This window comes from Sphaerisporangium sp. NPDC049003, from assembly GCF_043197795.1.
GTDB lineage: Bacteria > Actinomycetota > Actinomycetes > Streptosporangiales > Streptosporangiaceae > Sphaerisporangium.
The window spans coordinates 225,942-238,644 of the sequence record NZ_JBICTU010000001.1 but is presented as its reverse complement, the minus strand read 5'-3'; the positions used below and the strand labels follow the sequence as shown (position 1 = coordinate 238,644).

Annotated in this window: 11 protein-coding genes; 7 read left to right on the top strand and 4 right to left on the bottom strand. The window is 70.8% G+C overall.

All coding sequences use genetic code 11. The features are described from left to right. Positions 1 to 71: 71 nt before the first annotated feature. The gene (locus ACGFIV_RS01310; protein WP_358551817.1) at positions 72 to 602 is read right to left on the bottom strand and encodes a PadR family transcriptional regulator; all 531 of its coding nucleotides are present in this window, start codon (positions 600 to 602) and stop codon (positions 72 to 74) included. 90 nt (positions 603 to 692) lie between these two features. Between ACGFIV_RS01310 and ACGFIV_RS01305 the strand changes: the two genes are divergently transcribed. Beyond that, entirely contained in the window at positions 693 to 1,250 is a 558-nt protein-coding gene (locus ACGFIV_RS01305; protein ID WP_358551819.1) for a hypothetical protein, read from the top strand. A gap of 23 nt (positions 1,251 to 1,273) precedes the next feature. After that, positions 1,274 to 2,575 carry a carotenoid oxygenase family protein gene (locus tag ACGFIV_RS01300; protein ID WP_392830912.1) on the top strand — a complete coding sequence of 434 codons (1,302 nt, stop codon included), beginning with the start codon at positions 1,274 to 1,276 and terminating at the stop codon, positions 2,573 to 2,575. A gap of 31 nt (positions 2,576 to 2,606) precedes the next feature. Here the strand turns inward: ACGFIV_RS01300 and ACGFIV_RS01295 are convergent, their stop codons facing one another. Beyond that, positions 2,607 to 3,221 carry a TetR/AcrR family transcriptional regulator gene (locus tag ACGFIV_RS01295; protein ID WP_358551823.1) on the bottom strand — a complete coding sequence of 205 codons (615 nt, stop codon included), beginning with the start codon at positions 3,219 to 3,221 and terminating at the stop codon, positions 2,607 to 2,609. A 104-nt stretch (positions 3,222 to 3,325) separates the two neighbouring features. On the opposite strand from ACGFIV_RS01295, the gene ACGFIV_RS01290 reads away from it, so the two are divergent. Together ACGFIV_RS01290 and ACGFIV_RS01285 are read left to right on the top strand one after the other, a co-directional pair. Continuing rightward, on the top strand, positions 3,326 to 3,961 hold the full coding sequence (locus ACGFIV_RS01290; RefSeq protein WP_358551825.1) for an SDR family oxidoreductase: 636 nt from the start codon (positions 3,326 to 3,328) through the stop codon (positions 3,959 to 3,961). Positions 3,962 to 4,086: 125 nt separating this feature from the next. Beyond that, positions 4,087 to 4,869: an MBL fold metallo-hydrolase gene (locus ACGFIV_RS01285; protein ID WP_358551827.1), complete on the top strand. Its 783-nt coding sequence runs from the start codon at positions 4,087 to 4,089 to the stop codon at positions 4,867 to 4,869. On the opposite strand, the gene ACGFIV_RS01280 is transcribed toward ACGFIV_RS01285, so the two are convergent. After that, positions 4,859 to 6,124: an MFS transporter gene (locus ACGFIV_RS01280; protein WP_358551829.1), complete on the bottom strand. Its 1,266-nt coding sequence runs from the start codon at positions 6,122 to 6,124 to the stop codon at positions 4,859 to 4,861. The two genes, ACGFIV_RS01285 and ACGFIV_RS01280, sit on opposite strands and share 11 nt — an antisense overlap. Before the next feature lie 119 nt (positions 6,125 to 6,243). Here ACGFIV_RS01280 and ACGFIV_RS01275 point away from each other — a divergent pair, with 119 nt between their 5' ends. Both ACGFIV_RS01275 and ACGFIV_RS01270 read left to right on the top strand, forming a co-directional pair. Further along, complete coding sequence (locus tag ACGFIV_RS01275) at positions 6,244 to 6,732, top strand: NUDIX hydrolase (RefSeq protein WP_358551831.1); 489 nt, start codon at positions 6,244 to 6,246, stop codon at positions 6,730 to 6,732. Positions 6,733 to 6,865: 133 nt separating this feature from the next. Next, entirely contained in the window at positions 6,866 to 8,041 is a 1,176-nt protein-coding gene (locus tag ACGFIV_RS01270; protein WP_392830906.1) for a glycosyltransferase, read from the top strand. Between the two features lie 25 nt (positions 8,042 to 8,066). On the opposite strand, the gene ACGFIV_RS01265 is transcribed toward ACGFIV_RS01270, so the two are convergent. Further along, positions 8,067 to 10,355: a cellulose binding domain-containing protein gene (locus ACGFIV_RS01265; protein ID WP_358551835.1), complete on the bottom strand. Its 2,289-nt coding sequence runs from the start codon at positions 10,353 to 10,355 to the stop codon at positions 8,067 to 8,069. Between the two features lie 414 nt (positions 10,356 to 10,769). Between ACGFIV_RS01265 and ACGFIV_RS01260 the strand changes: the two genes are divergently transcribed. After that, complete coding sequence (locus ACGFIV_RS01260) at positions 10,770 to 12,662, top strand: amino acid transporter (RefSeq protein WP_358551837.1); 1,893 nt, start codon at positions 10,770 to 10,772, stop codon at positions 12,660 to 12,662. Positions 12,663 to 12,703 lie beyond the last annotated feature (41 nt).

Sequence of the window (12,703 nt, the reverse complement as noted above, 5' to 3'; positions counted from 1 at the left end):
CCGGCTTTGGGCTACTCGTGAGTAACATGATGCCATGGCCCCACCCCTGGTCGTGAAGGGGCTCGGGACCCCTACTCCGGCTGGGTTTCCCGCTGGAGCTGGCCTTCGGCCCACTCGGCCCATTCTTTCTGCAGGGCGCTGAACCGCAGGCCCCACTCAAGGGCGAGCCGGCCGTAGACCGAGAGATCGTCGTCTCCGGCGGACACCACGTCCTTCAGCGCGGCCAGCCTCTCATGCTGCTCGGCCCCGAACTCAGCACGTCGCCGCAGGTAGGCTCGTGCCTGCTCCTGGTCGACCTGGCCGAGGAAGAAGACGCGCAGCAGCATGTCGCTGCGCCCGGCATGGCTGGGCTCGACCTCCGTCAGCCAGTGGCGCAGCTCGGCCAGGCCCGTCTCGTCGATGGCGTACTCCTTGCGGCCACGCGGGCCCTGCGCCGCGACCTTGACGAGCCCGGCGTCGGCGAGGCGTGAGAGCTCGGTGTAGACCTGGCTCTGCGTGGCCGGCCACACGTTGGCCAGGGAGATCTCGAAGATCTTCAGCAGGTCGTAGCCGCTCGCCGGGCCCTGGGCGAGCATGCCGAGCAGTGCGTGTCGAAGGCTCATGACCGAGATCCTACATTCCAGTGTTGACAGGTCGCCATGGGACCTTCTAGTTTCGACATGTCTACATTGGAACGTCGAAAAGGTCCGACAATGATCCGCAGCTTCCTCGGTTTCCTCCCGTGGATCGTGTACGCCGTCATCGCCACCGGTGACGAGTGGCGCTACGGCGCGGTCGCCGGGCTCGTGATCGCCCTCCTGGTCATCGCCGCCGACCGCAGGTCGGGCAAGCAGTGGGACCAGATGGTGATCGAGTCCAGCGCGGCGGTGTTCTTCACGCTCGTCACGGTGATCTCCCTGGTCGCCCCGGAGTCCCCGCTCATGCCGTACGGCCCGGCCCTGGTCAACGCCTGGCTGGCGCTGACCGCCTGGGGCTCCCTGGCCGTCCGCAGGCCGTTCACCCTCGGCATCGCCCGGAGCATGACGACCCCGGAGGTGTGGCGGACGCCGCTGTTCTACCGGGTCAACGCGGTCATCACCTCGGCGTGGGGCGTGGCCTTCGTCGTCGCCGCCGTCTCGCTCGCCTTCCTGCTCCACAGCGCGCCGCACGCGACCGCCGTCGTGATCGCGGTCAAGGTCGTCACCTTCGTGGCCCCCGCCCTGTTCACCGCCCGCTACCCCAAGGCCGTCGCCGCCCGCTACGCCGCCTGAGCCACCCGTCTGGAGCGTCCATCATGTCCACCGCCACCCCCTCCTACCTGTCGGGCGAACTCGCCCCCGTCCCCGACGAGATCGGCGCCGTCGACCTGCCGGTCACCGGCGCCCTCCCGGCCGAGCTCACCGGGCGCTACTTCCGCAACGGGCCCAACCCGCTGCCCGGCCACGATCCGGGCCACTGGTTCGCCGGCGACGGCATGGTCCACGGGATCCGCCTGCGCGACGGACGCGCCGAGTGGTACCGCAACCGCTGGGTGCGCACCCGCAAGTTCACCGACGGCGCCGCCTACCTCGGCGCGGACGGCCCCGACCTGACGGCCGTCACCGCCAACACCAGCGTCATGCGCCACGCCGGCAGGATCCTCGCCCTGGTCGAGAGCGGCCTGCCGTACGAGCTGACGCCCGAGCTGGAGACGGTGGGGCCCTGCGACTTCGGCGGGCGGCTGACCACCGCGATGACGGCGCACCCGAAGCGCGACCCGGTCACCGGAGAGCTGCACTTCTTCGGCTACGGCGTCCTCGCGCCCTTCCTGACCTATCACCGCCTGTCGGCCGCGGGGGAGCTGGTGGAGAGCCGCGCCGTGGACGTTCCCGGCCCGACCATGGTCCACGACTTCGCGATCACCGAGAACCACGTCGTGTGGCTGGACCTGCCCGTAGTGTTCGACATGGAGCGCGTGGGGCGCGGCCTGCCGTTCCAGTGGGACGACTCCTACGGCGCCCGGCTCGGTGTGATGGACCGTGCGGGGCGGGTGACCTGGTTCGACGTCGATCCCTGTTACGTCTTCCACGTCGGCAACGCCCGTGAGGACGCCTCGGGCCGGGTGGTGCTCGACGCGGTCCGCTACTCGCCGGGCGCCTTCGCCCGGATCTGGCCCCGCGTCGGCGGCAGCGCCGTGCCCGCCGCCGAGACGGGTGGCGCCGTGCTGCACCGGTGGGTGCTCGACCCCGCGAGCGGCGCGGTGAAGGAGGAGCAGCTCGACGACCGCGCCGTGGAGTTCCCCACGCTCGACGAGGACCTGCTCGGCCGGTCGAGCAGGTACCTGTACACCGTCACCGGGGACGCGGTGGTGAAGTACGACACCGTGGCCGGCACATCCCGCGTGCGGGATCTGGGCGCTCGGCCGGGCGAGGCGGTCTTCGTGCCCGCCTCCGGTGCCCGGGCCGAGGACGGAGGGTGGCTGCTGTCGATCGTCAACGACCGTGAGGGCTCGGAACTGCTCGTCCTCGACGCCGCCGGACTGGACTTCGTCGCCTCCGTACGGCTGCCGCGCCGCGTCCCCGCGGGCTTCCACGGGACCTGGATGCCCGACCGCTGACGACGCCACTGGGGGCGCGGTGGCGCGCTTGTCAGGCGATGCCGGTGAGCAGGGTGCGGGCGAGGCCGGCGGCGAAGTCGCCGATGCTCTTCGGCGAGCCCTCCTCGCCCATGAAGTGCCGCAGGAAGGCCCGCTGGTAGCAGGCGCCGAGAAGCAGCGCGGCGGCCGACTCGGGGTCGGCGTCCGCGCGGATATGGCCGTCGGCGCGCAGGACGTGAAAGAAGCGGGCGAGCGCGTCCAGCGGCTTGTGCGGGCCCGCGCCCAGCTTGCGCAGCCCCTCGCGGTGGCGCTGGAGCAGCGCCGGTTCCGCGAAGAGCGAGGAGCCGATCGGCATGCTCGCCTCGTAGAACAGCGTGGCGTTGTGGGCGATGTCGGTGAGGCACTGCTCGGCCGTACGCTCACCCAGGTCCTCGGACAGCTCCGCGATCAGGGAGCCCAGCGCGGGCAGCCGCTCCTGCAGGACGCAGATGAAGAGCTCCTCCTTGCCGGAGAAGTGCCGGTAGAGGGCCGCCTCCGAGCATCCGGCCTCACGGGCGATCTCCTTGGTGGTGACGCGGGCGAGGCCCATCGTGCGCATCAGATGCTCGGCGGCCGTGAGGATGCGTTGCCGTGTGCGAGCGCCGGCGGCGGTGCGCTGATGGGGCATGGGAGCGGTTCTTCCTTTCGGCGGTCCCGGGCTTTGCCCGCGCGGAGAGCGGGTACTCATCCTATGATGTGAGTGAGTGCTCACCAACTTATGGGGGATGTCTCATGAAGCTCACCGTCTTCGGAGCTACCGGCGGCACGGGCAGAGAGGTCGTCCGGCAGGCGCTGGACGCCGGGCACCAGGTCGCCGCGGTCGTGCGCGATCCCGCGCGCCTGCCCATCAGCCACTCCGCGCTGGAGGTGGTGACCGCCGACGTCACCAGCCCCGAAGCGCTGCGCCCCGCGCTCGCCGGCCGGGAGGCCGTCATCTCGGCGCTCGGGGCGAACAGCCGCAAGGAGGCGGGCATCGCGTCGATGGCGCTGCGGTCGATCCTGCGGGCGATGGACGCGAGCGACGTGCGCCGGCTCGCGGTCCTCAGCGCGGTGCCGGTCGGCCCCGTCCCCGAGGGGGAGGCCCTGTGGTACCGGGCGATCGCGCTGCCGCTGCTGCGCAGGACCCTTCGCGACGTGTACGCCGACCTCGGGGCGATGGAGCAGGAAGTCCGGCACAGCGCGGTCGAGTGGACCATCGTCCGCCCGCCCCGCCTGACCGACAAGCCGCTCACGGGCACCTACCGCCGGGTCGTCGGGGGGAACGTGCCGCGCGGCTACACGATCTCGCGGGCCGACCTGGCGCACGCGCTGCTCGCGGTGGTGGACGACCCCGCGACGGTGAAGCAGGTGGTCGGGGTGGCGTACTGACCCGCGCCCACGACGTGCCCACCTGCCGGAGTGACGCCACGCCGGCGGGGGTGAGGGCATCGGGCGATCACCCGCGAGCCCCGATCGCTAGTCTGGCCGCACTGCCGTCCGGACGAGGGAGTGCGATGTCGTACGCGCCCAGGTCGATCGCGGGTGTCGAGGTGATCCCGCTGTGCGACGCGGTGGGCCCGATTGGGGGTGACCTCAGGCAGCCGGTGCGAGAGATCCTCTCCGGGGGCTCGCCCGACGACTGGGCCAGGGTCCCCGGCGACGACTGGGTCCTGCACTTCCGCTGCTACCTGCTGCGCGACCGCGCGGGGCGTACGGTTCTGGTGGACACCGGCATCGGCGGGTCGGACTCGCCCGCGTCGAGCTGGGCGCCCGTGCCAGGGGGCCTGATGGGCGAGCTGGCCGCGCGGGGCGTCGCGCCGGGGGACGTCGGCACCGTGGTGCTCACCCACCTGCACAGCGACCACGCCGGCGGCGCCGTGGCCGACGGCGTCCCCGCGTTCCCCGACGCCCGGCACGTCCTCCAGCGGGCCGAGGTCGACTGGATCGAGGGCACCGGTCCGCATCCCATCCTGGAGCGGGTGCTCCGCCCGCTGACCGGGCTGGTCGACGTCGTGGAGGGCGACGCCGAGGTCGTCCCCGGCGTCCGCGTCCGGCTCGCACCCGGTCACACGCCTGGCCACCAGGTGGTCGAGATCGGGACGCTGACGCTGACGGGCGACGCGGTGCTCCATCCCGTCCAGCTCGTCAACCCGGCGATCACCTACGCCCACGACCTCGACCCCGAGCTGGCGGTGTCGACCAGGGAGGACCTCCTGCGCGAGGTGCGCGCCCGCGGCGGCCTGATCGGCACCGGGCACTTCCCCGAGGCCTTCACCGAGCTCGGCCCTATTTCGTGATCGTCTCCGCCGTGTCCCGCACCTTTCCAAGGCCCTCGCTGAGCTGGGAGATCAGCTTGCGCGCCTTGCCGCGATAGCGCAGCACCTGGACGGCGCCGAGGATCCAGACGGGGTACTGCACGGCGAAAGCCCAGCGGTAGGCCGGAAGGCCGACGCCGCCGCGGAGGTCCAGCGCGATGCCGATGAGGGCGATCACCGCCATGGTGGCGACGAAGCCGCCGCCGTTGACGATGCCGGTGGCCACGCCGATGCGCGTGGCCGGGTTGAACGTCCGGGCGAAGTCGAACCCGATCATGGAGCCAGGGCCGTTCCCGGCGAGCACCACCACCAGGACCACGAGCAGCCAGACGGGTGCGCGCCCCGGCCACAGCAGCACGGCGGTCCAGGCCCCGGCGGTCGTGCCGATGACGATCAGCACCATGCGCGACCGGTGGAAGGGGTGGCGTCCGGCGAGGTAGCCGAGCACGGGCCCGCACGCCATGCCCAGCAGGGTGAGCGTGGTGAGCAGCACGCCCGCCGTGGCGGGCCGCAGCCCCTGGCCCTCGACCAGGAACGGGTAGCCCCACAGCAGCAGGAACGCGGCGGCGGACGACTGGGTCGCGGCATGGGTCCACATGCCGAGGCGGGTCCCCGGCTCGGCCCACGCCTCGCGGAGGCGTGGGCGCTCGGCCGCCTCCGCCGGGCGGGAGTCGCGCAGCAGCACCGCCACCAGCGCCAGGGAGAACCCGCCGACGGCGGCGGCGGTCAGGAAGGTGGGCGTCCAGCCGTAGCGGTGCAGGCCCTGGATGAGCGGCACGGCCGAGGCGATCGCGCCGAGCTGCCCGAGCAGGCCGGTGAGCTGGACGATCAGCGGGTTGCGCCGCGCGGGGAACCAGACGCTGACGAGCCGGATGACGCTGATGAACGTCATGGCGTCGCCGCAGCCCACCAGGATCCTGCCGCCGACGGCGTCGAGCAGGCCGCCTGAGAGGGCGAAGACGAGCTGGCCGCAGGCCATGACACCGGCCCCGATGAGCAGCATCCGCTTGGAGCCGAGCCGGTCGACGAGCATGCCGACGGGGATCTGCATCCCGGCGTACACCAGGATCTGGAGCATGGCGAGCATCGAAAGCCCGGTCGCCCCGACGCCGAGGCGGAGGCCCGCTTCGATGCCGGCGACGCCGAGCGACTGGCGGTGGAAGACGGCGACGGCGTAAGCGAAGACGCCGATGACCCAGATGATCCAAACCCGTCTGGGTACCCGCTCGCCCGCCATGATGGAATATTTTACTGTTTGGTCGTTTCTGAACTGTTACCGGGATCTTTGTCCCAGGTGCGCGACTACGGGGCCGGCCCTTGAGGGAGTGGCGCCGTCCTCGGCGTTACGGTCGGATCATGGCTGCGATCTCGTCTGACCTCTTCTACGAACGGATCAACAAGACCCTCGCGAGTTCGGGGGCGCTCATCACCGATCCGTCAGGCCGCGTGCTGCTCGTCAAGCCCAACTACCGCGACCACTGGCTCTGGCCCGGCGGTCACGTGGACGAGGACGAGACTCCGGACGAGGCGTGCGCGCGCGAGATCACCGAGGAACTGGGGCTCACCCTGCCGGTCGGCAGGTTCCTGGGCGTGCACTGGGTGCCGCCGTTCTCCGAGCGCCCGCTGCCCCTGGTGCACTTCCTGTTCGACTGCGGCACCCTGCCGGGCGCCGAAGGCGTCATCCTCCAGGAGGAGGAACTGGACGAATGCGGCTTCTTCGACGTGGACGAGGCCAAGGCACTGATGCCGTCCTACCTGATCCGCCGCCTCCACGCCGCCCTCGAAGCGAAGGCCCAGGGCACGACCTTCTACCTCACCGGCGGCTCCCCTGACTACGCCCTCTGAGCCGGACAGGAGGTGATCACGATGCGTCTATTCTCGCCTACGAAGATCAGGTTCGCATCGCGGGTGGAGGACGCTCGCGGCAGAGGGTGCGCGGCGGGTCGAGTCCCCGGCGTAGCAGATTGGGAGCTTCCTGTTGAACAGTGCCGAGGGTCAGGGGCGGCCCTTCCGTCTGATCGTCACGGGGGGCGGGACGGGGGGCCACACGTACCCCGCTCTCACCGCGGTTCGCACACTCCAGGCCAGGCTCGCGGCCACGGGCAGGACCGTTGACGTCCTGTGGGTCGGAGCGGCTCACGGCCTGGAGGCCCGCGTCGCCCCGGCCGAGGGGATCGCTTTCGCCGCGGTCGCCACAGGCAAGGTACGCCGGTCAAGCAATCCGCTGAAGATGATCTCACCTGCCAACCTGGCCGACATGTTCCGCGTGCCGCTGGGCGTCGCGCAGGCCCGCTCGATCGTCGCCCGTTTCCGCCCTGACGTGGTGCTGTCCACAGGCGGCTACGTCGCCGTCCCGGTGGGTCTGGCGGCCAAGCTGTGCCGCCGTCCCCTGGTGGTCCACGAGCAGACGGTCCGCCTGGGCCTGGCCAACCGGCTCCTCGCCCGCGCCGCGAGGCGGATCGCGGTGTCGTCGGAATCGACCGTGCCGCTGCTGCCGGAGTCCGCCCGCGCGATCGCCACCGTCACCGGGAATCCCGTACGGCCCGAGGTGCTGCGCGGCCGTCCGGACCGGGCGGTGGCGGCCCTGGGCATCGCGGGCTTCGACGGGCTACGCCCGACCGTCTACGTCACCGGCGGCGCCCAAGGATCGCAGCAGATCAACGGGCTGGTGACCGACATTTTGCCGTGGCTGCTGTCCCAAGCGAACGTCGTCCACCAGTGTGGGCCCGCGAACGTCGAGGACATGCGCCGGCGTGCCGCGGAGCTCCCGGGGGATCTGGCGGCCCGCTACCTGCTCACCGGCTACGTCGGCGCCGAGCTGCCTGATGTCCTGGCCCTGGCCGACGTGGTCGTCTCCCGCAGCGGCGCGGGCACGATCGCCGAACTGACCGCGCTGGGCAAGGCCGCGGTCCTCGTCCCACTGGCCAGTTCCGCCGCCGGCGAGCAGACGCACAACGCGCGACACCTGGCCGAGGCCGGCGCCGCGGTCGCCCTGCTCGCCGAGGTGTCCCCGGACGCCCTGAGGGAGGCTGTGGCCCCGCTGCTCGCCGACCCGGGCCGGCGAGCAGCCATCGCGACGCGGGCCCGCTCTCACGGTCGGCCCGACGCGGCAGACCGGCTCGTCGACATCTTGCTGTCCGTCGCCCCGCGATGAGCGGGTCGTCGAGTGGGCGTGGGGGTCAGGGGATGTAGATGTTGGGCTGGGCCGGGGTCGTCATGCCGTTGCCGATGAAGAAGCTGGGGTGGGGCGGCTGGTTGTAGGCGGTGTTCTGCCAGGCGATGGCCTCGCGGTACTGGGTGTCGTGCATCAGGGTGAAGACGCGCCGGTCGGTCACGGCCGTCGTCGTGTAGACGCGCAGCGCCGTGTTGTCGGTGGTCGGCCAGACGATCTCCTCACGCCAGTCGCCGAACAGGTCGGCCGACAGCGAGGGCGTCGCCTTGGTGCCGTTGTTGGAGTGGACCCCGGAAGCCGTGAGCAGGCGGCTCTCGCCGCTGGTCGTGTACTTGTCGACCTGGGTGCGGTCGACGAGCTCGCGCACCGGGTCGGCGTCCCACCAGGCCAGGAAGTTCATCGAGGAGGGCTTGCGGCCCACGTTGGCGCCCTTGGTGTTCAGCAGGCCGTCGGCGGCGGCGGACCACGACTCGGCGCCCGCGCTGCCCGACCAGATGTCGCCTGAGACGCCGCGCCCGTTGTCGCCGTTCGACGGGGTCGTCCACAGGATCTGGCCGGTACGGGCGTCGGCCATCCACGAGCTCGGCTTGCTGCCGTCCTCGTCGACCTTGAACACCTCAAGGCCGGACCGCGACGGGTCGAGGTCGCCGACGTGCATGGCGTCTCCGTGGCCGTTGCCGGTGTTCCACAGGCCCCTGCCGGTGTCGTCCACGCACATGGCGCCGTAGACGATCTCGTCCTTGTGGTCGCCGTCCACGTCCGCGACGGACAGGTTGTGGTTGCCCTGGCCCGCGTACGCGCTGTTGCCCGAGCTGCTGGAGTCGAACGTCCACCGCTTGGTCAGCGTGCCGTTGCGGAAGTCCCAGGCCGCGATGACCGTGCGGGTGTAGTACCCGCGCGCCATGACCAGGCTGGGCCTGGTGCCGTCCAGGTACGCCGTCGCGGCCAGGAACCGGTCGACCCGGTTGCCGTAGCTGTCGCCCCAGGACGACACGGTGCCACGCGGAGGGTCGTAGTTCACCGTGGACATCGCGGCCCCGGTCTGGCCGTTGAACATCGTCAGGTACTCGGGCCCGGACAGGATGTAGCCGGAGCTGTTGCGGTAGTCCGCCGAGGAGCTGCCGATGACCCTGCCGGTGCCGTCGACCGTGCCGTCCGCGGTCTTCATGGCGACCTCGGCCCTGCCGTCGCCGTCGTAGTCGTACACCTGGAACTGCGTGTAGTGGGCTCCGGCGCGGATGTTGCGCCCGAGGTCGATCCGCCACAGGCGGGTGCCGTTGAGGCGGTAGGCGTCCACGTAGACGTCGCCGGTGTAGCCCGACTGAGAGTTGTCCTTGGAGTTCGAGGGGTCCCACTTGAGCACGAACTCGTACTGGCCGTCGCCGTCGAGGTCACCCACGCCGGCGTCGTTCGCGCTGTAGGTGTAGGCGACGCCGTCGGGCGACGTGCCGCCGGACGGGGGCTGTATGCGCACGTCGAGGTAGTCGCCGCCCCCGAAGCGGAGCGACGGCTCCGAGGCGGCCTGCTCGGCGCCGTTGACGACCGGGCGCACGGTGTACGACGCGTCCGCCGCGGCGCCGCTGTCGAAGTAGTTCGTGGAGCCGGTGATCGGTGAGGAGTTCAGCTTGGTCGTGCCCCGGTAGAGGTTGAAGGCCACGCTCGCGGGGTCGGTGCCCAGCATGCGCCAGGTGACGAAGTTTCCGCTGCCGGACCTGGCGCTGATGAGCCCCCGGTTCAGCCTCTCCGCCTGGCGCGCGTTCGCCGCCGGGGTCGTGGACGTGGGGGTGGGCGTCGGGGTCACGGTGGGCGTCGCCGTGGGGGTCACCGTGGGGGTCGCGGTCGGCGTGGCGGTCGGTGTCGGCCCGGTGGAGCCCGTGCAGGTGACGCCGTTGAGCGCGAACGAACCGGGGACCGGGTTGCTGGAGTTGTTCCACGAGCCGTTGAAGCCGAACGAGGTGCTCGCGCCGGTGGCGAGCGCGGAGTTGTAGCCGGCGTCGGCCGCGGTCACCTGCGCACCGCTCTGGGACACGGTGGCGCTCCATGCCTGGACGACCTGCTGGCCCGCGGTGAAGTTCCACACGAGCTTCCAGCCGTTGATCGCGTCACCGAGGTTGGTCACGCTGACGTCCCCGGTGAAGCCTCCGGCCCATTGGGAGGACACCGTGTAGTCGACCCGGCAGCCCGCGGCGGCGGCCTCGGCTCCGGCCGAGACGGTCGTGACCGCGGCGGCCAGCGTGATCGCCGCCGATCCCGTGACCACCAGTCGACGCATCGGGGATTTCGCGATGTGGCGCATGACTCTCCCTTTCACGAGAGATTTATCGAAGCGCTTCAATTTCCACGATCGGTAAATCTGCCAGGGCGGCCGCCTGCGAATCCGGATCTGGACGGGAACCTAGATGAACGCACGCGAAACCGCCATTTGGGCGGTCTCACGGCCGTTCTTCCGATCAGTGAGGCCGCGGGGGTAAACCAGTGCTCACCTGGGGGTATCAATGCGACGCCGCGAGTCTCCGGCATGAGAGGTGCTGAAACTTTCAACGGCCGAGCGTGTCTGCGACGGGGAGTGACGGTATTGGGTACGGACCCCGGTACGGCCGGAAACGGAGACCCCGGAAACAGTGGTCCGGCGCACGGCGGTACGGGGGACGGAACCCCGGGGCACCGTGGTTTCGGGGAGGGGGGAGGAGGCTTCCGGTGGTGGCGGCCGTTGTCCAGGTGGCTTCTGGAGGGACCGTCGACCAAGGACGCGCACGCGACCCCCTCCAGGCAGCATTCCTGGTGGCGCGTCATGTGCCTCACCGGGGTGGACTACTTCTCGACCCTGGGGTACCAGCCGGGCATCGCCTTCCTGGCCGCGGGCCTGCTGTCGCCCATCGCCACGCTGGTGCTCGTGGCGGTCACGCTGTTCGGCGCGCTGCCGGTCTACCGCCGCGTCGCGGAAGAGAGCCCGCACGGGCAGGGCAGCATCGCCATGCTCCAGCGCCACCTGCCGGGGTGGCCCGGGAAGTTCCTCGTGCTCGTGCTGCTCGGCTTTCTCGCGACCGACTTCATCATCACCATAACCCTCTCGGCCGCCGACGCCACCGCGCACGTCATCGAGAACCCCCTCGCGCCTGGCGTGCTGCACGGTCACAGGATCGGCGTCACGCTTGCGCTCGTCGTGCTGCTCGCGGTGGTGTTCCTCGCCGGGTTCAGCGAGGCCATCGGCATCGCGGTGGGCCTGGTCACCGTCTACCTGGCCCTCAACCTGGTCGTCGTCGGGGTGGCCTTCCAGCACCTGCTCGCCGCGCCCGGTCCTGTGCTCCACTGGGAGGCGCTGCTGACCGCGCGCTACTCCAGCCCGCTCGTCATGATCGGCGTGGCGTTGCTGGTCTTCCCCAAGCTGGCGCTGGGACTGTCGGGCTTCGAGACCGGTGTCGCCGTGATGCCGCTGATCCGGGGCTCGGGCGACGACGACCCCGAGCGTCCCCTGGGCAGGATCAGGGGAGCGAGACGACTGCTCACGACGGCGGCGTCGACCATGAGCTTCTTCCTCATCGCCAGCAGCTTCACCACGGCCGTTCTCATTCCCCCCGGGCAGTTCGCGCCAGGTGGCAAGGCCAATGGCCGTGCCCTCGCCTACCTCGCCCACAGCTACCTGGGCGAGGGATTCGGCACGGTCTACGACGTCAGCACGATCACCATCCTGTGGTTCGCGGGGGCGTCGGCCATGGCAGGCCTGCTGACGGTCGTGCCGCGCTACCTGCCGAGGTACGGCATGGCGCCGCACTGGGCCACGGCCACCCGCCCGCTCGTCCTGGTCTTCACCGCCGTGGCGTTCACCATCACGATCATCTTCAGGGCCGACGTGGACGCCCAGGGCGGCGCGTACGCCACGGGTGTGCTCGTCGTGATCCTCTCGGCCGCGCTGGCCGTGACGATCTCGGCCCACCGGCGGCGAGATCGGCGAGGGGTCGTCCACTTCGGCGTGATCACGCTGGTCATCGCCTACACCGCGGTCGCCAACATCTTCGAGCGGCCCGAAGGCATCAAGATCGCTTCGTTCTTCATCGGCACGATCATCCTGACCTCCTTCGTCTCCCGGGCCACCCGGTCGCTCGAACTGCGGGTGGAGGAGGTCAGGCTGGACGAGCGCGCGCGGGAGTTCGTCCGGGAGGCGGCGGCACCGGGGCAGCTCGTCCTGGTCTCCACCAACCCGGACGAGCGCGGACGCGTCGACTACCACGCGAAGGAACGGCGGTCCCGCCGGCTGCACCGCCTGCCCGCGGACGTACCCGTGCTCTTCCTTGAAGTGACGATCGGCGACGCCTCGGAGTTCAGCAGCACGCTGGAGGTCAAGGGCGAAGAGCGTGAGGGCTGCCGCTTCCTCACCACCCGGAGTCCCTCGGTGCCCAACTCGATCGCCGCGATCCTCCTCCACCTGCGGGACATGACCGGTCTCAATCCGCAGATCTACTTCCACTGGCCCGAGGGCAATCCCGTGCTCGCCCTGCTCGGCTATCTCATCCTCGGCGGAGGCGACGTCCCCCAGCTGACCCGGGAGATCCTCCGCAGGGCCGAACCCCGCGCGGACCGGCGTCCCCAGGTCCACGTCGGCTGAAGACGCCACGCGCACCATAGGGCGCCACGCGTACCGCTGAG